This window comes from Nocardia sp. NPDC023852 (genome assembly GCF_040639505.1).
Lineage (GTDB): Bacteria > Actinomycetota > Actinomycetes > Mycobacteriales > Mycobacteriaceae > Nocardia.
The window spans coordinates 109821-136016 of the sequence record NZ_JBFAAB010000013.1 but is presented as its reverse complement, the minus strand read 5'-3'; the positions used below and the strand labels follow the sequence as shown (position 1 = coordinate 136016).

General features: G+C 68.3%; 10 protein-coding genes, 1 tRNA gene and 1 pseudogene. 4 read left to right on the top strand and 8 right to left on the bottom strand.

Annotation, left to right across the window (positions count from 1 at the left end; all coding sequences use genetic code 11):
* Positions 1 to 70: 70 nt before the first annotated feature.
* Positions 71 to 9391 carry a fatty acid synthase subunit beta domain-containing protein gene (locus AB0H00_RS19095; protein ID WP_357267821.1) on the bottom strand — a complete coding sequence of 3107 codons (9321 nt, stop codon included), beginning with the start codon at positions 9389 to 9391 and terminating at the stop codon, positions 71 to 73.
* Positions 9392 to 9778: 387 nt separating this feature from the next.
* Between AB0H00_RS19095 and AB0H00_RS19090 the strand changes: the two genes are divergently transcribed.
* Positions 9779 to 9863: transfer RNA gene (locus tag AB0H00_RS19090), tRNA-Leu, on the top strand.
* 116 nt (positions 9864 to 9979) lie between these two features.
* A pseudogene (locus tag AB0H00_RS19085) lies at positions 9980 to 10401 on the top strand (transposase); the annotation flags it as partial.
* Between the two features lie 55 nt (positions 10402 to 10456).
* Here the strand turns inward: AB0H00_RS19085 and AB0H00_RS19080 are convergent.
* Positions 10457 to 11350, bottom strand: a complete 894-nt coding sequence (locus tag AB0H00_RS19080) for an NAD(P)-binding domain-containing protein (RefSeq protein ID WP_357267819.1) — start codon at positions 11348 to 11350, stop codon at positions 10457 to 10459.
* Positions 11351 to 11884: 534 nt separating this feature from the next.
* Between AB0H00_RS19080 and AB0H00_RS19075 the strand changes: the two genes are divergently transcribed.
* Positions 11885 to 12769 (top strand): NAD(P)-binding domain-containing protein, encoded by an 885-nt coding sequence (locus AB0H00_RS19075; protein WP_357267817.1) that lies wholly within the window; start codon positions 11885 to 11887, stop codon positions 12767 to 12769.
* Between the two features lie 178 nt (positions 12770 to 12947).
* Here AB0H00_RS19075 and AB0H00_RS19070 read toward each other — a convergent pair whose 3' ends face one another.
* The 5 genes from AB0H00_RS19070 to AB0H00_RS19050 all read right to left on the bottom strand — a co-directional run bounded on the left by AB0H00_RS19070 (position 12948) and on the right by AB0H00_RS19050 (position 21380).
* Complete coding sequence (locus tag AB0H00_RS19070; protein WP_357267815.1) at positions 12948 to 13277, bottom strand: hypothetical protein; 330 nt, start codon at positions 13275 to 13277, stop codon at positions 12948 to 12950.
* Entirely contained in the window at positions 13274 to 13459 is a 186-nt protein-coding gene (locus tag AB0H00_RS19065) for a hypothetical protein (protein ID WP_357267813.1), read from the bottom strand. The genes AB0H00_RS19070 and AB0H00_RS19065 overlap by 4 nt, the downstream gene beginning before the upstream one ends.
* A gap of 132 nt (positions 13460 to 13591) precedes the next feature.
* A complete protein-coding gene (locus AB0H00_RS19060; RefSeq protein WP_357267811.1) occupies positions 13592 to 19126 on the bottom strand; it encodes a carboxyl transferase domain-containing protein in 5535 nt (1844 codons plus the stop codon).
* Positions 19127 to 19890: 764 nt separating this feature from the next.
* Positions 19891 to 20523: an NAD(P)H-binding protein gene (locus tag AB0H00_RS19055; protein ID WP_357267809.1), complete on the bottom strand. Its 633-nt coding sequence runs from the start codon at positions 20521 to 20523 to the stop codon at positions 19891 to 19893.
* Positions 20520 to 21380: an EamA family transporter gene (locus tag AB0H00_RS19050; protein WP_357267807.1), complete on the bottom strand. Its 861-nt coding sequence runs from the start codon at positions 21378 to 21380 to the stop codon at positions 20520 to 20522. The genes AB0H00_RS19055 and AB0H00_RS19050 overlap by 4 nt, the downstream gene beginning before the upstream one ends.
* A gap of 175 nt (positions 21381 to 21555) precedes the next feature.
* On the opposite strand from AB0H00_RS19050, the gene AB0H00_RS19045 reads away from it, so the two are divergent.
* A complete protein-coding gene (locus tag AB0H00_RS19045; protein WP_357267806.1) occupies positions 21556 to 22434 on the top strand; it encodes a LysR family transcriptional regulator in 879 nt (292 codons plus the stop codon).
* Between the two features lie 49 nt (positions 22435 to 22483).
* On the opposite strand, the gene AB0H00_RS19040 is transcribed toward AB0H00_RS19045, so the two are convergent.
* Entirely contained in the window at positions 22484 to 25948 is a 3465-nt protein-coding gene (locus AB0H00_RS19040) for a protein kinase (RefSeq protein WP_357267804.1), read from the bottom strand.
* Positions 25949 to 26196 lie beyond the last annotated feature (248 nt).

Below are 26196 nucleotides of genomic sequence, written 5' to 3'. Positions count from 1 at the left end.
GCAGCCTACGACCTCGCCGACGCGCCCGTGCAGGTACCCCGCGCGGCGGGTTGCCCCGCCGCGCTCGAGATCAGGCGCATCCGAACCCGTTCGCCTGGTACGCGCCGTCCTGCCCGAGGCGCGCCTCCGGTGAGAGCAGCACGTCGGCTTCCAGTTGCCGAGCCCGCTGGGCGGGGGTGCCGTCCCCGCCGAAACGGCGATCCGCGGGACGCTCGTACAGCGGAGCGCCACCGCACATCGCTTCGGAGAATCGCTGCCGCCCTGCCAGCTGACGCTCCTGCGCCCTGCGCTGGTACTCCGCACGTCGGCCAGGCTCGATGGCCTGGATGAACGCCTCCGGATGCACCACGGCGACCAGGCCGGACACGTGCCCGAAGCCGAGCGAGGTCAGCAGACCCGCCTTGAGCGGGAACCGGTCGCCGAAGCGCAGCGGCTCGCGTACCCAGACCAGGTGCGGGTACTCCCGCATCTTGTCGTCGACGCAGTCCAGGCTCCGGTTCGGCGGCACTACACCGCTTTCCAGCACCTGGCACAGGCCGATCAGCTGGAATGCCGCCGCGCCGCCCTTGGCGTGCCCGGTCAGGCTCTTCTGCGAGACGACGAACAGCGGAGCGCCATCCGACCGTCCGATCGCGGCGGCGAGCCGCTCGTGCAGCTCGGACTCGTTCGGGTCGTTGACGGCGGTCGAGGTGTCGTGCTTGGAGATCACCGCGATGTCATCGGGCTGCACGCCGAGCTTGCGCAGTTCGGCGGCCAACCGCGACTCGCGCCCACCACGGCCCGCGCCGAGCGCACCGAGGCCCGGTGCCGGGATCGACGTGTGCACGCCGTCGGCGTACGACTGCACGAACGCCACCACGCCGAGCACCGGCAAACCGAGCTCCATGGCGATATCACCCCGCGCCAGCAGCACGGTGCCACCGCCCTGCGACTCCACGAACCCGCCGCGACGGCGGTCGTTGGCGCGGGAGAAATACCGGTCGCTGATGCCCTTGGCGCTCATGGTCGCGGAGTTCGCGGTGGCGGACATGTCACCGAAGCCCACGATGCCCTCGATACCGAGGTCGTCGTAGCCGCCGGCTACCACCAGCTCCGCCTTGCCGAGCCGGATCTTGTCCACGCCCTCCTCGACCGACACCGCTGCGGTGGCGCAGGCAGCCACCGGGTGCACCATCGCGCCATAGCTGCCGACGTAGGACTGAACAACGTGCGCCAGCGCCACGTTCGGCAGCGCCTCCTGCAGGATGTCGTTCGGGCGCGACTCACCGAGCAGGTTGTCGACGTAGAGCGAGCGCATCGAGGACATGCCGCCCATACCGGTGCCCTGAGTGTTGGCCACCAGCGAGGGATGCACCCAGCTCATCAGCTCGGCCGGGCTGAACCCGGAGCTGATGAACGCGTCCACCGTGCACACGATGTTCCACAGCGCGACCCGGTCCACCGAGGCGGCCATGTCGGGCGAGATGCCCCAGATGGTCGGATCCCAGCCGGTCGGGATCTGGCCGCCGACGGTGCGCGACAGCTTGGCTCGCCGCGGCACCCGGATCTCGGTGCCTGCCTTGCGCGTCACGGTCCAGTCGCCGGATTCGGCGACCGGCGTGATCACCGTGTGCTCCGGGTCGGAGGCGTGGAAGGCGCGGGCCTCGGCCTCGCCGCCCACCGTGAACGACAGGTCTTGGTCGAGGAAGACGGAGGTCATCAGCGGGGCCGTGTTGTCTGCCATGGCGCCGTCGTCCTCGTAACGGCGCACGCCGCACCGGGCGACCACCGTGTCGTGGTACCGCTCGGCCAGCTCGTGTTCCGGCACGTAGTCACCGGACTCGGCGTCGTACCAGCCTGGCTTCGGGTCGTTCTCCCAGGTGATCAGGCCGGTGGTCCAGGCGAGCTCCAGCACACCCGCGGCCGACAGCTCGTCGGAAACCTCCATTTCGAACCGGGTGCGCGCCGAACCGTACGGGCCGAGCTCACCGGCACCGACGATGACCACCATGTCGGCAAGATCGGCGGTGACGCCATCGAACTCGGGCACCGGCAGAGCCGAGGTCATGGTCGGCGGTGTGGGCAGCGCCGCGATCGTCCTCGCCGCATCGGCTTCCGCCGTCTCGGCTTCGACCTGCTCCGCTGCCTGCTTGGCCAGCGCGGGCAGATCCAGCTTGGCTCTGGCCAGTCCGCCGGTCAGGTCGATCTGCTGCGGGCCTGCCGCGGTGACCTGGCGGGCCCGCGAGGTGCACCACTTGAGCAGCTCGTCGGCCATCTCGGTGGTGGACCAGGTGTGCACGCCCTCCTTCTCGACCGCCGCGACCATCGGGTCGTTGTGGCCCATCAAGCCGGTGCCGCGCACCCAGCCGATCAGCGCGTGTACCAGGGTGACCCGGGCGGACCAGGACTTCTCCACCCGCCACTTGGCGAGCACCGCGTCCAGCGCCGCCTTCGACTCGCCATAGGCTCCGTCGCCGCCGAACATGCCCCGGTTGGGCGAACCCGGCAGCACCACATGCAGTTTCGCGTCCACGTCGTGGTCGGCGCCCAGCTTGGACAGTCCGCCGATCAGGCGCTCGACCGACCAGAGCAGCACCCGCATCTCCAGCTCCGCGCGGCCGCCCGCGTCCGCGAGGTCACCGGCCACCCGCGGCGCCGCGAACGGCAGCAACAGGGTGGGGGTCATCGCGTCCTTGATCTTGATCTTCGCGCCGCCCGCGTTGTCGACCTGCTCGGTGCCGATCCAGTCGATCAGCTCGTCGATGTCCTGGTAGGACGCCATATTCGCGGGCAAGACCCAGAGCGCGGCACCGTGGCGCGCATTCTCCCGGTACAGCTTCCGGTAGAAACCGAGGCGCTCGTCGTTCAGGCTCGAAGTGGTCACCACCACCGTGGCGCCACCGCTGAGCAGACGCCCGGTGACCGCCGCCGCGATGGACCCCTTGCTCGCGCCGGTGATCACCGCGACATCGGAAGACCAGAGCCCGGGCTCTTCGGTGCTCCGCGCCGCTTCGGCGATACGCTCGTACACCCGAGCAAGCACCGAACGTGCCTCACGCATGGCCCGCTGACGCCACCAATCGGCTTGCGCCGCGACAGCTTCGCCCGCGCCGAGGAATCCGGTCACCGGGCCTTCTGCGGAGCCGACGTCGTCGAGCAGCCAGAGCCGGGCCAGATCCTCACGCGCTGTGGCCCACCGGTCGTCCAGCAGCACCGCTTTGCGCGCGTCGAACACGGGCGCGACCTGACGTGGCCAGTCCGAACCCAGTTCGGCCGATACCAGGTCGACCAGCGAGTCGTCGGTCGCCTCCGGCGCGGACACCCGCTCGGAAAGGCCGAGCTGTTCGAGCACCACCCGGGCGGCGGTGGCGAGCACGCCGTCGCGCCCGGTGATCTGCTCGGTGAACTCGCCCAGCGCGGCCGCGTCGACGGTCGCGCCGCCGCCACCGCCCGCCGAAGGCAGCGACACCGCGACACCGCGACGGGCCGCGACGGCCTGCACGGCGGCATCGATGGCCGCGTCGACCGATGCGGCGTCACCCAGCGTGCCGGAGACCAGCCCGCCCAGGTCGCCACCGCGCACGCTGGTGCCCTCACGGGTGCCGAGCGACACCTCAGTGGTCACGTGGCTGGCCCACCCGTCGCCGAGCTCCCAGACCTTCTTCACGCGCTCGGCGATCGCGGCCGGCCGCTTGCCGGACGGACCGAACACCTTGCGCAGGTGGTCGCCGATGGCGTCGTTCAGCACCGAACCGAACGGTTTGTAGGTGCGTGCCAGGCGCTCCACCGTCACGGAGAGCGCACCCATGTCGGCATCGGCCGCGCCGTCGATCGCGCCGAGCGAGAGCTCGGAGCCGAGGTCGACGAGCAACTGGTTGCGCCGCGACGAGACGCCATCGCACAGCCCCTCGATGGTGTCCACCGGACCGATCTGGTCCAGCCGCAGCTTGGTCCACAGCGCGATCAGCACGCGGGTGGCGTCGGCGGCGGTGAACGGGATGTCGTCGGGACGCGCGCCACCCGAGCTCGGCGCCGGCGCCGCGACCGGAGCGGCTGCCGCGACGGGGGCCGCGGAAGCGGTAACGGCGGGCTCCTCGATCGGCTCGTCGACCGGCGCCGGGTCGGTGTCGGTCGAGTACACGAGCGCGGCCTCGCGCTCGATGTTGAGCACCTCGACTGTGGCGGCGTCGAACGCCGGCAGCTTCAGCGTCTGGCTTGCCAGGTTGGCCACCGTGGGCGTCACGCCGAGACCGATCTCGACGAAACGCTCGACGCCGAGGCCGCCATGTGCGACATCGGTGAACAGCAGGTCCTGAGTCTCGATCCAGCGCACCGGGCTGGCGAACTGCCACGCGAGCAGCTCGACCAGCACCACGCGGCACAGGTCGGTCGGCCGGGCCGCCCAGCTGTCGAAGTCGGCGAGCACCGCGGCCAGCGGCTCGGAGGGCACCAGATCCGCGATCTCCTGGACGAACGCGCGCTCCAGTGAGAACGGCTTGGGCACCAGATTCGGGATGTACCGGCCGATCAGAGTCTCCGGTTGCAGGTCGGCGGGCAGCAGCTGCTCGAGCTTCTGTCGGAACTCCGGAACACCCTTGCGCAGCACAGTGGAGTGGAACGGCACGTCGATACCGGGCACCACGATGAACGCACGCCTACCGCCGAATTCCGCGCGGCGCCGGTCGATCTCTTCCTCCAGCGCTGCCAAACCCGCCACCGTGCCGGCGATCGCGTATTGCGAGCCACGCAGGTTCAGGTTGACCACCTCGAGGAACTCGCCGACCCGCTCGGCGATGCCGTTGACGAAGTCGATCACCTCGGAGTCGGGCAGCCCGATCTGTGAGGGCCGGATGGCGGCCATCCGGTAGTCACTTCGGCCCTTGGCGTCCCGCGGCACCAGCTCGTGCATGGCCGAGCCACGCTGGAACACCACCTCCAGCACCGCTTCCAGCGGAAGCACTCCGGCGACCGCCGCGAGCGCGTTGTACTCACCGACCGAGTGGCCCGCGAGCATCGCGCCTTCGACGAACGCACCGGCCTCGCGCAACTCCGCCACCTGGGCGACCCCGAGGGTCGCCATGGCGACCTGGGTGAACTGGGTCAGGTGCAGCACACCGTCCGGGTGCCGGTGCTCGACGCCGCGCGCCTTCAGGTAGGTCGGGTTGTCCCGCACCACGGCCAGGATGGAGAAGCCGAGCGCCGCGCGGGTGTGCTTGTCGGCACGGTCCCAGATCTCCTTGGCGGCCTTCGAGCGGGAACGGGCGTCCAGGCCCATGCCCTTGCGCTGGATGCCCTGACCCGGGAAGGCGTAGACGGTCTTCGGCGCCGCGGTGCGACCGGTCGCGGTCATCACCAGTTCGCCACCGGCCCGGCAGGAAACCTCGATGATCTCGCTGCCCGCGTCGACCGCGACGCGCTCCACCCGCACATCGATCTCCGCGCCAGGGCGGACCATGCCGAGGAAGCGGGTGGTCCACGCGGTCAGCGTCCGCGCGGGAGCCGAGCTGTCCGGATCGATCGCGGACACCGCGTGCTGCGCGGCGGCCGACAGCCACATGCCATGCACGATCGGGCTGCCGAGACCGGCCAGCTTCGCGGCGGAATCGCTGGTGTGGATCGGGTTGTGATCGCCGGAGACGGCAGCGAACGCGTGCATGGCGCGCGGGGCCACCATGGTGACGTCCCGACGACGCCTGCGCGGAGTGTCGGTGGCCGTGTCGGACACGGTGCCCGCCGCGCGCGGCGGATCGGTCAGCTCGCCGGTGCCGTTGCGTCCCCGGATCGCGAAGCGCTCGGTGAGGGTGGCCAGCACCGGCATGGACATCCCCGTCTCGGGCTTGTCCAGCATGGCGGTGATCCGGACGTGCACCTCGACGACTCGGCCGAGGTCGGTGTCGAGGGTTTCGCCTGCCTCCGCGCGGACCGCGAGCACGCTGGTCTCGGTGGGCAGGTCGGCGGCGAGGTGGATCTGGTGGTCCAGGTGGACCAGGTCGAGCATGCCCTCGATGACGCTTTCGCCGTTGGCGGTGCGCGCGGCGCCCAGCACCGCGAAGACGGCGGGCCAGCAGGCGCCGACCAGCACGTCGGGGGCGGTGCGGCCGAGCGTACTCAGCGACACGGGCAGGCCGGAGCCGGTGACACCCGCGTGGTCGGCGATCAGATCCGGCGTCCAGGCCAGATTCACGTGCGCGACTCTGCCCTTCACCTCCGGCAGCGCTTGTCCGGCGGCGACGGCGAGCAGCGCGGCCATCGCCTCGTCGGCGTCGGCCTCCGTGACGACCGGGGCGCCGCCGTTGTAGATGGATACCGGAACCGTGATGCGGATACGGACCGCGTTGCCCGCCAGCAACGGAACGGTCAGCTCGACGTAGGAGTGCTCCGGCTCGGGTCCCGTGGTCTCGACGAGCGTCGCGCCACTGGTCGGATGCACCGCGCCGTTGCCGTCGACGACCCATTCGGTCAGATCACCGAGCCGGTGCACCGGGCTGATCGTGGTGCGTCCGGCCCACTGCACGTCCGGTGCGGCGAGCACGGCGTCGATCGGACCGCTGGTCACGTTCGCGGTACGGCGCGCGTCGACCGCCGCGGGGACAACGCCGGCACGCACCAGCGAGTACGCGGTGTCCTGTTCGAAGCGGTCCAGCAGCTCGCCGACCGGCTCGTCGACCCGGGTGATGCCCGCGACCGAGACGGTGCCGGGGATGACGCACACCTGGTCGGCCGAGTAACGCGGATCGTGCGCCTGCCACAGCGAATCCGAGCGCCACCAGCGGCGCACGTCACCGTCGACGACCGGGACGAAGTTCACCGGCTTACCCGGCGTCTTGCACAGCGCCACGAAGAACGGAACGTCGGCGGGGTGCAGCAGCGTCTGTGCCATCGCCGGGTACCGCTGCTTCAGCGTGCACAGCGCGGCGACCGGGTCCTCGAAGTCCTCGTCGCCCGCGAACAGGGTGGGGATCTCGCCGCGGTCCGCAGGATGCAGCCGGGATTCGGTGCGGCGCATCATCTCCGCGAACCGGTCACGCCAGGTGATGTCCAGCCAGACCGAGCGGGTCGCCTCGGTGATGGCGTCGCCGATGTCGCTGCCGCAGTCGAAGTCCTTGCGGTGATCCAGGCCCACCGCGAGCTCGACGTAGCGCTCCAGCCAGTCCTGGTAGGTCATGGTCGCCACGTCGCCGAAATACGGCTTGGCGGTGGCGTTCAGCGCGGCAATGATCTCGTCCCTGCGCCCGGCGACCGCGTCGGCGTCGCCCGCGACCTCGTCGAGCAGGCGGCCGGTGCGCGAGGCCGCGTTGTCGATTTCGTGGATGTCGGCGCCCAATTGGCTACGACCCGAGGCCATTCCGCCGGACGCGGTGCCCGCGCCGACCCAGTCGGGGGTACCGGGAGTGTCCACGAGCAGCTGCTTGACCTCCGGCGCGGTCGTGGCTTCCAGCGTCGCCATGGCCGCGGTGCCGACCAGCACACCATCCAGCGGCATCACGGGGTAACCGTGCGGAATCGCCCATTCGCCGGTGAGGTACTGCGTCGCGCGCTCGGGAGTGCCGATGCCGCCGCCGACACACACCACCACGTTGGCACGGTTGCGCAGCTCGGCGTAGGTGTCCAGCAGCAGGTCGTCCAGATCCTCCCAGGAGTGGTGGCCACCCGCCTTGCCACCCTCGATGTGGACGATCACCGGGTAGTCCGGGACTGCGTCGGCGATCCGGAGCACGGCCCGGATCTGGGCGACGGTGCCAGGCTTGAACGCGACGTGCGAGATGCCGACCTCGGTGAGTTCCTCGATCAGCGCGACGGCTTCCTCGAGTTCGGGAATACCCGCGGTCACGATCACGCCGTCGAACGGCGCGCCCGCGGTGCGGGCCCGCTGCACCAGACGCTTGCCGCCCAACTGCAACTTCCACAGGTAGGGGTCGAGGAACAGTGAGTTGAACTGCACCGCGCGGCCCGGGTGCAGCAGTTTCTTCAGCTCGGCCACTCGGTCGGCGAAGATCTGCTCGGTCACCTGGCCGCCACCGGCCAGCTCCGCCCAGTGCCCCGCGTTCGCCGCGGCCGCGACGATCTTCGCGTCGACGGTGGTCGGGGTCATGCCCGCGAGCAGGATCGGCGAGCGACCGGTCAGCCTGGTGAAGGCGGTCTCAACCACGATGCGGCCGTTGGGCAGCCGGATCGGTCGCGGCGCGAACGCCGACCAGGGGTCTGCCGGCTCCGGCGCAGCCCCTGGCGTGAGCAGGCTGCGCTGCCCCGCGCGGGTGGCCGCGGCGATCATGCCGACGCCGGTGCCCTTCAGCGAGCCGGAGGTGATCCGGGACAGCAGATCGCCAGGCCCGAGGTCCAGAATCCATTGCGCACCAGCGGAAATCATGCCGTCGACGACGCCGACCCAGTCGACCGGATCCACCAGGATCTGCTGTGCCAGTCTGCCCGCCAGGTCGGCGTCCACAGCGCACTGGGTGGCCCAGCTGGTCACCAGGTCGACGGTGTCGGCCAGTGCCGGGTGGTGGAACGCCACATCGACGGACACGTCTTCGAAGACCGGCGCGAACACCGAGCCGCCACGTATCTTCGCGTCACGCTCGCGCGCCTGCTCGTCGTGGAGCTGCACGCACCGCTGACGCACCCGCTCCAGCTGTGCCGGTGCGCCGGACAGCACCGCACGCCGGCGGCCGTTGCGGATCGACACTACTACCGCCGCGGCGGGGTCCACACCTGCGCACACCTCGGCGACCACGGCGCGCAGCCGCTCGGGATCGACGTTCGACACCGCGACCATCGGCGAGCGATCACCCACCGGCATCACTCCGCGCCGCCGTGCGACCAAACCCGCTGCCGCGCCGATCATTTGCGCGATCGCAAGCAGCTCGGCGTCGCGCCGGCCACCCGCCTCGACCGCGGCGGCCGCGAGCAGACCCTGCGAGTGGCCGACGATCGCGGCGGGCGCGTGCTCGGTGGTATCCAGTCCATGCAGCCGCAGCGCCCGCACGGCCGCCACCTGAGTCAGCAGCACACCGGGCATCGACACCGCGGCCGACCGCAGCACATGCTCGGATGGCGCCGCGGAGGTCTCGCCCTCGTCGGTGTCCGCCAGCTCGTTCTCCAGCATCCAACCGATCGGGTCGAAGCCGACCGGCCGCACGACAAGCAACTGCGCCGCGACTGGTTCCAGCAGCGTGGCCGCCTCGTTGACCAGTGCGGTCAGCTCCGGCTCCAGCGCGCTGTCGCGCCCGATCTCCTCCAACTCGCGCAGCCACTCCGCGCCTTGTCCGCCGAAGGCGAGCGCGTACGGAACGCCGCCGAGTAGACGATCCAGCAGCGGCGACCGCGCGCCCCCTGCCGCGGCCTTCCCGGCGGCGCCGACCACCTTGGCGCTCCGTCCGGTCCCGGTCTTGGTGCTCTCGTTGATCGTCAAGACGCTTCGACTTCCTTTTCCGTGCGACATGCCCTCGTCGACACGCCGCTCCCTACCGGTATGCGGGTGATCGCAGAGCATCGGCCTGATACCGGCGAGGATGACACAAAATCATGAGGAAATCCTCACGTTTGCTCGCCGGCGTCTGCCCTACCGTCGAGTATTCGAGTACGCGCGTACTAGAACGATCAGAAACATGACCTCTCCTCATATTTGAAGCCGCTGGTCGATCGGGTTACCAACGCGTACGAAACATGAGTTCTCCTCATGTTGACCGTTATAGAATCGTTATAATCCCAGGTGGTGTTACTGGCGGGTACGCCACGCCCGCCCGGTGCTTCGCGATGGCGGTGAAGCCCGGTAGAGTTTGGACGGTCGTACCATCAAGCGCGAGTGGCGAAATTGGCAGACGCGCCAGATTTAGGTTCTGGTGTCCACGGACGTAGGGGTTCGAGTCCCCTCTCGCGCACCAGATGCGTGTCATTTGTGACACAACTCGACAGCCTTGTCCTGCGGCTGCACATCGAGACCGCCTGCAGGTGAGGCGGCGCCCTCGCCCTGCGGCCCCACGTTCTCGATCCCGAAGTGAATCGGGACCGCTGCCGGGCCGCCGGAATCCCCGACAAGGTCGACTTCGCCACCAAGCCGCGGCAGGTGATCGCCATGCTGGAACGGCGCTGGTCGCCCGGGTGCCGTTCGCGTGGTTCACCGCCGACGAAGCCTACGGCCAGGCCGGGTACTCGCGCGATTGGTTGGAATCACGCGACGTGTCGTAGGTGGTGGCGACCCGCTGCGACCAGCGGGTCAGCACCCGCGCCGACCGTCGGGGACGGATCGCCGAGCTGTCGGCTGGTTCGTGGCAACGGCTGTCGGTCGGCGCCGGCGCGGACGGGCCGCGCACCTACGACTGGGCCCGCAAACCCATCGACGGCACCCTGACTCGCGGGCGCGGGCACTGGCTGCTCGCCCGCCGGTCCATCAGCGACCCGACGCAGATCGCCTACTACCTGCGCTACGGCGGGAATAGCCGATGTGGGCGTGAAGTGGAGCGAGAGTCGCCGATTCTCAGGGCTCCTGCCGCGCGGCCGGTGTTACGAGCAGTTCGATCAGTGCTGTGATGCTCTGCTCTGCCCGGCCCTCTGCTACCGCTCGGCGCAGGAGGTCGTGCATTGGAGCGTGCCAGGATATGTCGATGCCCGACTCTTTCCCGAGCTGCTCGTCATAGCCGGTCGCCGAGTCGAACAGTGCGATCGAAGAGCCGAGCCGAGTGTAGTCCCGGGTATCGATCTCGTCGGCGACGACTGGTAGCAGCGTCTCGATCATCTGTAGCCATTTGATCGAATACGGCACCATCGCGCGAGCCGAGACACCACGCGTGGCCAGTACCGCCGCGCCTTCGAAGAAGCCGAGCAGCGTGGGCAGAAGAGTGGCGCCGACAGCGGATTCGTAGAGGGCGGCCAGATCCGGTTCGGCGCCGAGGTGGACGAGGTCACCGCCCAGTACCCGCATTGTTTTTGCATGCTCGTCGTAGACCGCTTGCTCGCCGCCGAAATACAGTAATGTGTCCGGCTTGCCCACGGCCGAAGGCACGTTCTTGATCGCCCCCCCGAGGAAACGCGCCCCGTGGTAGGTCACCCAGCGCGCGAATTCCCGTGCCTCGGAGGGTGTTCCGCTGTTGAGAGTGATAAGGGTGCGTCCGTTCAGCCCGGCCTCCACCGCTGTCAGACTGTCGCGTGTGGCCTGGAATGTGGTCAAACATGCGATGATCAGCGGGCTGGCCGCAATGGCATCGGCGATGGCGAGCTGCTGGTTCGCGCCCGCGGCCACCAGCGGTGCCGCCCGCTGCGGGCTACGGTTCCACACGGTCGTCGGATGTCGCGCCGCGAGGAAGGCTGCGGCGAGAGCGGAGCCCATCGAACCTGTGCCGAGCACGGTTACCGGGGTGTTCTGATCAATCATTGTGGTTCCGATCGCTATGCCTATGAGTCTCGTGACCTCGTCTACGAGGACCGAGTGTCCGCGCTCTCGTCGTCAGCGCCAAGTACGCACTTTCTCGGACAGTTGCCTACGTTCAGGTAAGCGACCAGGTCGGCGCTACCTGCACGAATTACCGGAGTCACCACCGGGGCTGCAGGAGGATAGCGACGGCCACCGGACTCGGATCGTGTGGTGCGGCGCGGAACTGAGCCGCGTGCTATGTGACGGTGCCCACACGAGTTGCCGTGGAAACGCTCGTGCTGCGATCCGGGCGATCGGCCGGCCGTGATCAGGAATCGGCCGGTCATGCCAGCGAACATCCGTAGTTGCCGACCCTGGAATGTTCCGACGACTGACGTGATCCACACCACATCCGGAGCGGTCGTCGATTTCTGACCTTGTCCCAAACCTGGAGGTAAGTAATCGGACCTCGAAGTGCGGTCTTCCCGGCGTGGCCAACGGCAGACACCATCGAGTCCGGCGCAGACATGATCCGCAAGTGGAAGGAAGGGAAGGATGACTCCGTCAGCTGGTTCGGTGACAGTGATCGGGCTTGGGCCGATGGGGCAGGCGATGGTCCGGTCGTTGCGTGCTTCGGGCACGAAGGTGACCGTGTGGAACCGCAGCCCCGAAAAAGCCGACGCCGTGTGGGAATTCGGCGCCGTGCGAGCGGGCACCGTGGCACAAGCTTTGGACGCCGGCGAAGTGATCGTCCTCAGCCTGACCGACTACCGCGCAATGTACGACGTGCTCGAGCCCGTGGTGGAGCACCTGCCGGGCAAGACGATCGTCAACCTCTCGTCGGACTCGCCGGAAAGCACACGCACAGCCGGGGCATGGATCCGCGCACATGGTGGTCGGTTCCTCGCCGGTGGAGTCATGGCCGACAGCAATGGCGTGGGCGATTCGGCCGCCTACATCTTCTACAGCGGCCCCCGTGATGTCTTCGCTGCATGCGCCGAGGTGCTCCGACCGCTGGGCCGACAGGAGTACCTCGGCGAGGACGTCGGAATCGCGCAACTGTACTACCAGGCTGTCCTGGCGATGTTCCTCCCTGGGCTGCTCGCGTTCGAGCAAGCACTGGCCATGATCGACCGCTCAGGCGAATCGATCGAGCAGTTCCTGCCGTACGCGCAACGGTCGATGGGTGGCATGGCGGATGTGTATGCCGCGGTGACGGCCATGTCCTCCAGCGGCGGTTGGCGCGATATCGCACATCTGCGCATGATGGCGGCCGGCGCTCAGCATGTTGTCCAGACCACCACCGCTGCGGGTGTAGACACCACGTTGGCATATGCGGTGCGAACCTACTGGCAGCAGGCCCTCACCGAAACTGAGCGAACCGGCCTACCGGTATCGACCTTCCAACTGCTTCGAGGTGATGTGAAACCAGCAACGTGACGAACATGCCCGCTCAGCCGCCCATCGACGACACACGGACAAACCCCTCAACTCTCGTAAGAGCGGACGGACCGACCAGCGGGGGCCAGATCAGCAGGCGAAATCGCGAACTCAGCGGCACCTACTTCCTCGACCGCACCACCAAGACCGCCGCCACCCCGACGACTCATCGGCCCGCTCAACCACATCGGCTACGAACAAGCAGCTCGCTGAGGCCTTTCGCCTGCTTCTTCCGCTCGGTCCAGGGCAGGTTGTTCTGGCGATCGCAGGCCGCTTCCAACGTGTCGGTCCACTCATCGGAAAGGACTTCGATCCATTTCGGTGTCAGCTTGGACCACACCAGCCCGACCCGTTCGAATCGGCGGTCGGTCTGCGACTTGCGCAGCACCTCACTTTCAACTGTTTCCGGTGTACTGATTGGCCCCAGAACGGCCAGCAACAACCGCTGTTGGTTGATGGCCAGAAAGTTCAGAGCCGGTCCAGCATCGATGACAGGCTTGGCGCTCATCCAGCGTCGCCGTCGCCCAGGTCGGCGTCGAGCTCATCGAGATCGATGGAGATCCCGGGCAGATCAGCCGGATCGCTCCAGATCGGCTGCATTCCGGTGGGCGTTGGACCTGCCCCAGTCAGCTCCCTTTCCACCGTGGTGACGTCGAGCCCGCGCAGGGTCGCGATGGTCTGAACTGACACTACGTTCTGGAGATAGCGGCGGACCAACTCTGCTGATCTCGCATAGCTCCGAAAACCAGCTGTTGATCCGCCCACCTGTCGCGCTCGACGATCTGTTGGCCCCAGCCTGCGCCTGCTGGGGCCGTTCCAGGGCTAACGCAGACGGACCTCGATGGCCTCGATGATGCGGGGGCGGAGTTCGGCGGCACGGATGACAGCGTCGACGGAGCCGACCTCGACGGCGCGCTGGATGTTGTGCACGCGATCGAACTCCGTGGCCACCTCGCCGAGCTTCTCAGCACGGACCGACGCGCGGAGCTCGTCGAGTTCCGCGGTCAACGCGCCGCGGTCGGCACCAGAGGCGATTGCGGCACGGGCCTCCAGGTCCCGCACGCGCGGATCGGCCGCGGTGCGGGCGTTGACGTCGCCGGAGAACACCACCGCCGCGGCGGGAGCACCGCCGAGCACCGAGGCGAACGAGCCTTCCAACGCGAGCACGGTCATATTCGGGTTCAGCGCCTTCGAGAAGACCACGAACGCGCCGCCGTGATACCGCGAGATCACGCAGAACACGATCGGCCCGCGGAAGTTCACGATCGCGCGGCCGATCTCGGCGCCGTATTCCAGCTGCAAGTTCCGCATCGACTCCGGGGAGCCGTCGAAGCCGGACAGGTTCGCCAGCACCACCAGCGGCCGGTTCCCGCTCGCCGCGTTGATCGCCCGCGCCGCCTTCTTCGATGACCGCGGGAACAGCGTGCCGGCGGTGTAGGTGTCCGGGCCGTCGGTGGGAGGAAAACCGCGCCGCGGCACCGACTGTGACTCGATGCCGAGCAGGCATACCGGCATGCCACCGAGATGCACATCCTGCACCACTGCGGTCTCCGCATCGCCCATGCCCGCCCAGCGTTCCAGCACCGGGTGGTCCTGGTCGGAGAGCGCACGCATCACGGTCCGGATGTCGAACGGCTTCTTACGGTCGGGGTTCGCCTGAGCGGAGAAGATGTCGCCGACAGTGGTGAAGTCGCTGCCCACCACGGCATGCGGGAAGTCGGAGATGTCGCGGTCGACGGGGTCGGTCGTCTTCGCCCGACGGGGCGTCTCCTCCCCTGGTGCGACGTACGTGTGGTCGTAGTACGACATCAGCACGTCCCGCGCGGCGGTCAGGTTCGGCGCCCAGTACTGCGCCTGCCCGTTCGGGCCCATCACCCGGTCGTAGCCGCCGATGCCGAGGTTGTCCTCGGCCGACACGCCACCGGAGAAGTCGAGCGACTCCTTGCCGGTGAGCACCATCGCCGAGTCCGGCGTCATCACCAGGATGCCCTTGGTGTGCATGAGCATCGTCGCCTCGGCGTTCCAGTAAGGCTGCGCGCCGACGTTGATGCCCGCGACCACGATGTTGATCTCGCCGCCGTCCTGGGTGAACTCGACGATCCGCTTGAGCGCGGCAGCCACCCAATCCATGTTCTCCGTGCCCGACTCCATGGAGATCCGGGCGCCTGCGGACAGCGCGTACCACTCCAGCGGCACCCGCATCTGCTCGGCCAGGTCCAGCGCCGCGATCACACGGCGGCACTCCGGTTCCGACAGTGCGCCGAGCGACTTCGTCGGGTCGCCGAGCAATACGACCCTGGTGACGCCCTGCGGGTGCCGCCGAGTCGGCGTGGTGATCACGCCCGCGACGATCGCCGCGGTGTTGCGCCCCTTCGGCCGGTCAACCGGCACCAGCGTGTGGTCGGCGTCGAGATCGTGCTCAACGAAATCGCCGAGTAAGCCGGTCAACTCGTACGGGTACACGGTGTTGCGACTGCTCGCGCGCAGCACCTTCTGTCGGTAGTCGTCGACCGGCTCGACCGGCTCGGCCGACGGTTCGCCGACGGTCAGCTCGGTGCCGCCGGTCGCGTCGAAGGAGATGCGCACGGTGAGCTTGGTCAGCTCGCCGGTCTTCCGGTCGCGCCGGCGCGCGATGAACAGGATCTCCTCCAGCCCTGCGCCCGCGGTCGTCGGCAGCACTCGCCCGGCGATCATCTCCAGCTCGGCGCGGGTGAGGTCGCTCGGCGGCCAGATGTAGACCACGATCCGGTTGGTGTTGAAGCGAGTCTTCGACGGTCGCCGCGACTGCGCGCGGCGGATCGAGTCGATGCAGGTGGCGATGGTGTTCTCGGCCGTCGGCAGCGCGATCAGCCGGCCCGTGTGCTCGCGCAGCCCGGTCAGGTCACGCACCTGTGCGAACGCGACGAGGCGGTCGTCCGACGGGTTCTCCCGCGCCACGCACTGGAAGAGGTAGACCTCCTCGTCCAACGACGGCAACCGGGTGAGGTCGAACTTGCTCAGCCGCTCCAGCTGCATCCGCTGCGCGATGTACGGGTGCAGGCCGCGGATCAGTCGCTCCTCGTTCATCCCCGTGGTCGAGGGGCGGAAGGTGAAGTGGTGGTGTATCACCGCGGCGCCGCGGCCCGCGACGGTGGTGGTGAGCCTGCGGACCTGGTTCGGCAGCGCGTGTGTCCTGACGACTTCCTGCAGCGCAGCCGCCATCGCGTCGGAGTCCTCCGGCTGCTTCTCCCAGGCGAGATAGATATCGGCGTCGATGGCATTCCCGCCGCTCGCCAGCTCCGCGAGCCCGCGCAGCGCGCTGCCGAGCGCTTCGAAGCTCACCGCGCAGGAGACCACGCGCGAGCCGACCCGCTCGGCGACCACGAACGTGCAGCCCCCGACCCCGGTGGTACGGACGCCGGTGAGCCCCTTGTTGCCGTAGTACCGCCTGGTCAGCACTTCCAACATGACCGCGTTGTCCAAGTGGTGGTGGATAAGCCGCTGACCGAGCAGCCGCACCAACGGCTCGGTGCTGCGCACCATCTCGGCGATGCGCTCGGCGCGGTCCGGCGAGTCCGGGTACGCATCCAGGTGGCGCAGATGCTTGCGGACATCGGCATAGACGCGGGCGCGGTTGCGGCGCAGCAGTGGCTGGCCGAACCAGGCGAACACCACGCCGCGCGCGAGGTCGGAGACCACGGGATAACGGACCTGTGTTGCGGCCACCAGCCGCTCCAGCGCGAGGCCGGCGGGCTCACGCAGCGTCTCGTCGGGCATCGGTTCCCACAGCCACGCGCGCAGCAATGTCGCGACCACCGCGGCGGTGGCGGGCCCGCGTTGCAGAGCGAGGAAGATCCGGAACACCGCGGCTTCGAGCTCGGGCGAACGCTCCAGCTCGGTGACACCGTAGTGCCCGAGCGCCGTGGCGAGCTTGGCCTGAAACGACTCCGGCAGCCGAGCCCGCTCGACGTCGAGGCTCTGCAGGTAGGTGTGGAAGTACTCGCGGGCGCTGTGCAGGTGGCCCCCGATATCCTCGCCCGCGGGCCGATTGCGGCTCAGCTCGGCGAGGTCGGCGAACACGTCGAGGAGCTCGAGCTCCTCGGCCAGCGGCCGGCGGCCGTCCGCCATCACCGCCCGGCGCGCGACCAGGTAGTCGTCGAGCACCCTGCGTTCGTCGTGCGGGTCGACGTCGAAGCCCAGCAGCAGGCTGCGCAAGTCCTCCTGACCGCGCGAGGCACGCTCCCGCGCCGTGATCTTCCCGGACGCGTCGGGCAGGTCCAGCTCGACGGACCCCGCGGCCGAAGTGTTCTCGGCTTCGGTGTCGTCATCGGCGAGCGGCTCCAGCCGCAGCAGCGGCGCACCGGTCTCCACCTTGCTGCCCACAGACACGACACATTCCTTCAGCCGCGCCTTGAACGGCGCCCGCAGCACCGTCTCCATCTTCATGCTCTCCAGCACAAGCACCGGCGCGCCTGCCTCGACCTCGGCGCCGACCTCCAGCGGCGTGGCGACCACCAGCGCGGGCGCGGGCGAGCGAACGACGCCGCCCTCGTCTCGGCTGACCCGGTGCGTCACGCCGTCCACCTCGACCAGGTGGATCGGCCCGTGCGTGCCGGTGAGCAGGCGGTATCGGGTGCCGTTGACGACGATCCGCCCGGTGTGCCGGTCGAAGCGCTCGAGCTCGACGTCGGCGGCACGAACGTGGTCCGACGCAGTCTGCGCGGGGCCCTGCGGCGGTGACGCTGCGCTACCCCCTCCGGGCCTGACCACGCGGACTGGGCTACCCGATTCGATGCCGACGCGGAACCGATGCGCGCCGACCCGCGCGACGCGCACGCGGTAGCCGACGCCACGCAGCTTCAGATCCAGCGGCCGTCCACTCTCGTGCTGCACCTGCGGGCGGCCGCCGAACGCCGTCGACAGCAGCCGATGCCGCTCGACGCGTTCCTCCTCCTCGTACGCCTCGATGGCGGCGGCTGCCAGCGCGACGGCGGAGTGCTGATGCGAGACCAGCCTGCCCTCGCCGCGGGCGCGGTCGATCCAGCCGGTGTCCGCGCTGGCGTCGATCACCTCCGGCTGATCGAGCAGATCGAGCACGAAGCTCTTGTTCGTCGCGCCACCTTCGATGATCACCGTGGTTTCCGACATCGCCCGGCGCAGCCTGCCGAGCGCCTCGTCGCGGTCGCGGCCGTAGGCGATGATCTTCGCGATCATCGAGTCGAAGTCGGCAGGGATGGTGTCGCCCTCGCTGACGCCGGTGTCCACGCGGATGCCCGGCCCGGTGGGCAGGTCGAGGCGCGCGATGCGGCCCGGGGAGGGCGCGAAGTCGCGGTCGGGGTCTTCGGCGTTCAGCCGGGCTTCGATCGCGTGCCCGCGCTCCACCGGCGGCTCACCTTCGAGCCTGCCACCGGATGCCACCCACAGCTGCGCCCTGACCAGGTCGAACCCGGTCGTGGACTCGGTGATCGGATGCTCGACCTGCAGGCGGGTATTGACCTCGAGGAACGCGAACTGCTTGTCGCCGGGATGGTAGAGGAACTCGACGGTCGCCGCACCCCGGTAACCGACCGCGACGGCCAGCCGTTCGGCCGACGCCTTGAGCTCGGCCGTCTGCACCGGGCTGAGCACCGGCGACGCCGACTCCTCGATGACCTTCTGGTTTCGCCGCTGCACCGAGCAGTCGCGGACGCCGAGCGCCCACGCGGTGCCCTCGCCGTCAGCGATCACCTGGACCTCCACGTGCCGGGCACCGGTGATCAGCCGCTCCAGGAAAACCACGCCGCTGCCGAATGCCCGCGCGGCCTCCTGGCTGGTGCGCTCGTAGGCATCGGCGAGCTCGGCCTCGTTCGTGACCACGCGGATGCCGCGTCCGCCGCCGCCCGCGGTCGCCTTCAACATCAGCGGGTAGCCGATCTCGGCCGCCGCCGCCAATGCGGCCTCCAAGGTCTCGACCGCACCGCGGCTCCACGGGGCGACCGGCACACCGACTTCCTCGGCGATCAGTTTCGCACCGATCTTGTCGCCGAGCATGCGCATGGCCTCCGCGCTCGGTCCGACAAAGGTGACGCCGACCCTCTCGCACAGCTCCGCGAATGCCGGGTCCTCCGCCACGAAGCCCCAGCCGACCCACGCGGCGTCGGCCCCGGTCTCCACCAGCGCGAGCTCCAGCGCCTTCAGGTCGAGGTACGGGCGCTCGGACGCGGGACCGAGGTCGTAGGCGATGTCGGCCTCTCGCACGAACGTGGCAGTGCAGTCGACGTCGGTGTGCAGGGCGACGGTTTCGATCGGTGTCGCGGTCTCCGCGGCTAGGTCCCGAACAGCATGAATCAGCCTCATCGCGGCCTCACCACGGTTGACGATCACGATACGTCTGAACACTCGACAGCCCTTCCTATGTTTATGCACCAGCCCGGTCGACCGACGCGACACATCCAACGCGCCCGCAGCGAATTGTCTGGAGAAGCTTGTCATGAGGTCATGGGATGCGCTCACCAACAGTGGTACCACCTGCCGCGTAATGCGTTACAGAACTGCCCACAACCCGCAGGCTGGACCCGCACTCCCGCCTTGCCGTTCCACAGCGATTCCGCGCGCGCCGCAACATCTCCATGGGAAGAATCGCAGACCGACGAGCGAGCTGTCGCGTCAACTCACCGTCTCTCAGCTAACTACACCAAAAGTCCGGAACCGACTACAGTTCAACCGCATACAACAAACACCTGACCTTCGCCGTTTCTTGGCTACGATCGGGCGCCCCACATCGGTTGCCATTCGAACACGCATCTGTGTCATGTCGGTCGTGGATCGGGTATCGAAGTCCCCTCTCGCGCACCACTCCTCCGTCATCGTCGCGGCTTCTCCGCGCGTGCATGTGCGGCCTGAATACTCTGACAGACGCTCTTGATCAGAGGTCCGATGAGCAGCCGAAAGTCGTGCAGGATCGGCAAACAGTGCGCTGCCGTGCAATAGCAGTCCGTCACCGTTGGGCACGCCTCGGCCCCCGAGATCGACTTGCCGCGTCGCGCCCGTCGCCGGGTCGACGCGGACAGCCGGCCGGCCACCGGCTTCACGATGATCAGCCCCGTACCTTCGGGCGTGTGCACGATCCCGTTGGAGGCCCGCAGGTCGCAACCGATACGAGCCTAGTAACCGACGGTGAAGTGTTTGGTTTCGCGTGGGTTCTCGAGCTCGTCCAGGACGGCCGCGGCAAGGTCTTCGACGGAGATTCGGGACGCGCCGTCGGCGCTGGTGATGAGTGTGGTGGTGCCGCGTCGGTAGTTTCCGGTGCGACGTCCGGGTTCGAGGAGGGCGGGCGGGCTGAGATAGACCCAGTTGGCAGGGTGTGCGCGGCACGATTCCCATTGCGCGACGCTGGCAGCGGCGATGGTGCGGATTGCTTCCGGCACGTACTCCGGGCTGTCGATGACGAGCCGGTCGAGGCGTCCCGGGATCTGCAAGGGGGCGGCGCCGCCGACGATGAGGATGCGCGTCCGAGCTGTTGCGGCGGCGTCGAGCAGCGCTGTCGTGGTCGTGGCGACAGTGTGTTCGCGCCCGGGGGCAGGTCGGGTCGCGGCCACGATCGCGTCGGTGCCGCTGAACAGTCTGCTCATGTGGTCGGGGTCGTTCGCGTCGCCCTCGACGCCGGTCACTCCGGGTGGCAGGGCGGCAGGCCGCTCTTTCCGGAATACCGCGATGAGGTCGTGGCCCCGGCGTGCGGCTTCCTTGACGACGCGCGAGCCGACCATGCCGGTGGCTCCGACGACGGCGATCTTCATCGAGGTGTCCCTTTCGGTGTGGGTGTTGAGACAGACCCGGGTGAGTGGGTGGACGAGGGAAGCTGTCCCGCGAGGATCGCGGCGAGTGAGAGCCCGAACCCCACGAGTTGGATCGGGCCGAGTGTCTGGCCGAGCAGGATGGCGCCGAGAACGGCGGCGACCAGCGGCGAGAGCAGAGCGAGAATCGCGACAGAGTTGACGGGCAAGGTGGTGATGCCGCGGAACCACAGAATGTAGGCGATCAGGCCGCCAACCAGACCGAGCCAGAGGTAGCCGAGGGCGGCGGTCAGGTCGATCGCGGGAGGTAGTCCCTCGACAAGAAAAGTGACAGGCACCAGGAACAGACCTCCTGCGGTGAGTTGCCAGCCGGCGAAAGCGGTGGGACTGACGTCGGCGGGACGTCCCCAGCGTTTGGTGAGGGTCACGCCGAGTGCCATCGTGGCCGCGCCGGCAAGGCCTGCCGCGATCCCGCCGATGTCGAGTGCCGCGTTCGGCCCGATCACCACCAAGCCGACCCCGACCATGCCGGTCGTTCCCCACGCGAGACGCCAGGCGGAGGGGCACTCGTGCAGGACGGTCACGGCCAGAACGGCGACGATGAGCGGCTGGGCCGCCGCCAGGGTGGCGGCTACGCCCCCGGGGAGGCGCTCGGCCGTGGTGAACAGCAAGGGAAAGAACAGGCCGATATTCAGCACGCCGAGCGCCGCGGCTTTCCCCCACCACGTTCCACGCGGCAAGGTCCGGGTGATCGCCAGCGCGACCAGGCCTGCGGGCAGGGCACGCATGAGTCCCGCGAACAGTGGGTGCCCCAGCGGGAGAAGCTCGGTGGTGACGACATAGGTCGTGCCCCACGCCAAGGGAGCGAGCGCCGTCAGGGCGGCGCGAGGCAGATTTCCACGGGGAGAACCGCTGCCGGTTCCGACGGGAACTCTCTGTGCTGTCGGACTTTTCACGCTTGCAGTCTCACCCGCCAGCGATCAATGAGTCCAACACATGTTTGTCACACCATCAATCTCGATACAAGATTGATCTATGGAGCTTCAGCAGATGCGCTACGTCGTCGCCGTCGCCGAGACGAACAGCTTCACCCGGGCCGCCGAACGATGTCTGGTTGTCCAGTCGGCCCTCAGTCACCAAATCGCGCGCCTGGAACGAGAACTCGGCGCGCGACTTTTCGAACGCACCAGCCGCCGGGTGCGACTGACACCGGCCGGTGCAGCGTTCCTCCCGGCCGCCCGCCAGTGTTTGGACGCCGCCGAGCGCGCGGCCGCCGAGGTCGCCGCGGCTGTCGGAGAAGTACGCGGACGGCTGGCCGTAGGCCTGATCCCTACTGTCGCCGCGGTCGATATCCCGGGCGCGCTGCGGGACTTCCGCCGGCAGTACCCGCACGTGCGCATCAGTCTGCGTGTGGGCGCGAGCGAGGACCTCGCCGAGCAGGTCGAGCAAGGAGCCGTCGACGTGGCTTTCCTCGGGCTGCCGACCACCGCGCGACCCCAGGGTGTCGCCGCCCACGAACTCGCCCGTGACCGACTCGTCGCCGTGGTCGCGCCCGACCATCCACTAGCCCACGAACCGGCCGTCGACCTTCACAGGCTTTCCTCCGAGGTATTCGTGGACCTTCCGGCGGGGACGGCCGGACGTGCCCAATCCGACCAAGCCTTCTCGGCCGCTGGCCTCGACCGTAGCGTCGCGTTCGAAGTGACCACGGCAGACTCGATGATGGCTCGACTGGTGGGGCAGGGCCTCGGCGTCGCCATGCTCCCCTCCGCCTACGTGCCTCAGCTCGCCGGCGTAGTCACCATCGAGGTCGCCGACGCGCCGACTCGCGTCGAGTACGTCATCTGGAGCCGCTCGAGCCGCACGCCGGCGGCGACCGCCTTCCTCGCCGTTCTCGACATCCCCACCGCTTGATTGCGATGGCCATTGTGCCGCCGAGTTCGAGGGACCCCTCGTTCGGCGACTACTGCGATGGTTCGTTCTCGGCCTGTCCGCAGCTCTGCGGCACTTGCTCGAACTCTGCCATTACCTCCCGCAGAAAACGCTGTGAAGCAGCCGATTCCGTTGTCAGGTAAACCATGTCGATAACAGGCTGCAGCTGGTGGCCGGTGTCGACGACAACCCGCACCAGACTCTGCTCGGCGCACTGGTTCAGCACCGGGGCCAGGAGCTCGGCCGCACGCTGGGTGTGCCCTGCCGCCGACAGGCAGCATCCGCGCAGCAGCTCGGCGTGCAGCAGCGCACGCGGCCGGTCCTGCCGGGCGATCTCGCGCACCAGCTGCTCGGCGCGACGGCAGGCCAGCTCGGCTGCCACACTGGTGCGTTCGGCCAGCAGCAGCCGGATCGCCGAGTCGTGGGCGAGTTCCGAAGTAACCGCCGACGCCGCGTCAGGCTGCGCGGTGTACGGGGCGAGCTGCTCGAGGTCTCGACGATCGGTATCGGCGATCGGCAGCCCCAGACGGATGCGCTCGTTCACCATCCGGGCGGCGAGCCGCGGAATCGAGAAGTTCACCGCGACCTCGGCGCCCGTACGCAGCCGTTGCCGTACGGTGTCGAGATCACCGCGCACTCCGGCGAGACGGGCACCGGTCCCATAGGCCGCCAGCAGGAACTCCACCCCGCCGCCCTCGACGGCCAACCCGATATCCAGCAACTCCTCGGCCTCGAGGAATTGCCCCTTCTCATACAGCAATTCGCCGAGTAGTGCACTGGCCAGCCGGGTGGAGTACGACTGCCGGCCGGTCTGCAGGGCCAGGCTCAGCGCGGTCCGGAAATAGGATTCCGCCGACGCAAGGTCGAGTTGCTCGCTGGCGGCTATCCCGGCGATGCAGTCGCAGTACATGACGGCAAAGGGGCCACGACCACGATTTCGGTACGGTTCGAACCAGCGATGCCAGCGGTACACCTCATCGAACTCGAAGCGATGTAGCGCAGTTCCCATCGCCATCATTGCGACTGCCTGCGCCATATACGGTCGAAGCGGCTCGCGGGCTCGCACCAGTACCGATTCCGGCACCCTCACGGGTTGGTCGACGGCCATAGCCGCGCAGGTGCGGGCCAGCGCCGATTCGACGCGGGTCTCGTTGCTCTGGTCATCGTCGGCCGGTGCCTCCGCCAGCATCGCATCCGCGCGGTCGAGCGCGGTGGACGCGACGTCCGGGCGCTGTAGGGCGGTGTTCGCCCAGGCGATCTTCACCTGTAGCTTCGGATTCTGTGCCGTCAGCGAGTCGGGTAGCTTGGCCACCAGCCCGAGCAGGGTCGCCATCCGCGAGTCTTCCAACAGCGCCTCGGCGTGCGCGTCCACCAGTTCCACGGCCCGGTCGGGCGCGTTGGCCGCCAGCGCGTGATCGACGGCCTCGGTGACCATCGCGTGCTCGGCGAACCACTCACACGCGGTGGAATGCAATTCCTCGAGCAGACCGGGATACTGCTGGACCAGTCGACGGCGCAGGAAATCGGCGAACAACGCGTGATAACGAAACCACCGCAGTTCGTCATCGACAGCGCGCAGGAACAGATCCCGCTGCCGAACCTCCTCCAGCAGTACCTGCCCGCCGGTCACGCCGGCCAACGCTTCGGCGAGCCCCCCGCAGACCCGCTCGGGAACCGAGGTCCGCATCACGAACTCGAGCATGCCCGGCTCGAGAGTATCGATCACGTTCTCCATCAGATACTCACCGATCGCATAATGCCGTCCAGAAATCTGACTGATGTACGCGCCCGGATCCTCGCGTCCGCGCAGCGACAACGACGCCAACTGCACCGCGGCCGCCCACCCCTCGGTCGATGCGCGCAAATGCGCGACCTCCTCGGCCGCCAGCGACAAATCGTCGACCCCCGCGACGAACGCGGCGGTCTCGACATCATCGAACCGCAGACCGGCCGCATCGATCTCGACGAGCTCATCACGAACCCGCATCCGACCCAGCGGCAACCCTTTGCGACTACGGCTGGTGACGATCAGCTGCAGGTGATGACAGCCGCGATCGAGCAGGAACTCCATCGCCGCCACGGTGACCGGGCTGCTCACCCGATGCCAGTCATCGACCACCAGAGCCACCGCCTGGCCACTGTTGTGGATCTCATCGATCAGGGAGGCCATCACATGCTGCGCCGCATCGCTGGAGCGTTCCTCGAGGATTTGCGCCAGATCGGCCGCCACCGCAGGGTGCGCGCGGCGAATCGCCTCGATGACATGAGACAGGAACCACACCACGTTGTTGTCGTCGAGATCCACGCTGAGCCAGGCGACACGGACACCGTCGCAGGCAAGAGAATCGATCCACTGCGCGGCCAGCGTGCTCTTCCCGAACCCGGCCGGCCCGTGGATCAACACCAGCCGCTGGGACCGGCCTTGCCGCAGGACCTCGAGCAACCGTCGCCGCGCGACCGGCTGACGCGACGGCTCCGGCGGCCGATAACGGGTCGACGGTGTCACCAACGCCGTCTGCACAGACAACGGAGGTACTGGCGGCGCTGGCGTGGGAGCCGGTTCGACACCGATCCCGCACCCGCCGGTCACATCGCTGGCCGCAAGCACCATCGAGTTCACTGCCACACCAGCCGAGAACTCGATATTCCGGAGTCGATCACCGAACTCACGCGCGGACGCGGGCCGCTGCGCGGGATCACCGGCCATCGCCGATTCGATCACCACACACAGCAGCGCGGGCACGCCACTGCGCCGCAGATCCGGAACCGGCTCGGTGGTGACCCGCACAAACTGCGCGACCACCGACTCACCCCGCCGCCGTTCGAAGGCCGCGTGACCGGTCAGCAAACAGAACAACGTCGCGCCCAGACTGTAGATGTCCGCGGCCACCGTCGGCTCCCCACCCTGAAGCACCTCAGGAGCCGTGAACGCCGGAGTCCCCGCCACCAACCCCGCAGCGGTCTCGAACCCACCACCGATCCGCGCGATACCGAAATCAGCCAACTGCGGCTCACCGTAGTCGGTCATCAGAATATTGGCGGGATTGACATCACGATGCACGACGCCGCGGGTGTGCGCGGCCGCCAACGCACCGGCGATCTTCACCCCGACCGACAACACCTCCTGCCAGGGCAGCGGCCCCCTCGCTCGGATCCGCGACTGCAACGACCCCTGCGCATGAAACGGCATCACAAGATAGGGCTTACCGGTCGTGGTGACATCAGCCCGCAACACCTGCACGATATGCGGATGCGCCGAGAACCGGCCAAGAGCCCGCTGCTCACGCAGGAACCGAGCCCGCTCCTGCTCGGTCACCTCCGAATCGAGAACCTTCACCGCCACAGCACGATCGAGCGAGTGCTCCACACACCGATACACCACACCGAAACCACCCCGACCGATCTCCCGCGCACCATCGAACCCCGCCGCAGCCAACTCCGCCGCGACACCCACACCGACATCGCGCTGCGTCCCCTCGAGATCATGGCCGGCCACCGTCTGCACATCAATTCCAGTGGCTCAACGAAATATTCTGTATACCGTTATATTTCGCCCGCAGCCTGATGGGCGGCCGCTTCCGTAGCCATTCATATGTCCGCCTCTCGACGTGAGAAAGCCCGACAGTTCGATACTAATCCCGGTCCCAGCTGATAACCTCAGTTTGCTGTGAGATTGCGGCTACCCGTGGTCCGCTTCGGACACGGCTGCGGGTGCTTGCAGATGAGGGGTAGCGCTTTGCGGTA

What these genes read in the sequence shown, in the direction of transcription:
- AB0H00_RS19075 (WP_357267817.1), top strand. Translation starts at nt 11,885, where the DNA reads ATGACTCCGTCAGCTGGTTCGGTGACAGTGATCGGGCTTGGGCCGATG.
- AB0H00_RS19070 (WP_357267815.1), bottom strand. Translation starts at nt 13,277, where the DNA reads ATGAGCGCCAAGCCTGTCATCGATGCTGGACCGGCTCTGAACTTTCTG.
- AB0H00_RS19045 (WP_357267806.1), top strand. Translation starts at nt 21,556, where the DNA reads ATGGAGCTTCAGCAGATGCGCTACGTCGTCGCCGTCGCCGAGACGAAC.
- AB0H00_RS19080 (WP_357267819.1), bottom strand. Translation starts at nt 11,350, where the DNA reads ATGATTGATCAGAACACCCCGGTAACCGTGCTCGGCACAGGTTCGATG.
- AB0H00_RS19055 (WP_357267809.1), bottom strand. Translation starts at nt 20,523, where the DNA reads ATGAAGATCGCCGTCGTCGGAGCCACCGGCATGGTCGGCTCGCGCGTC.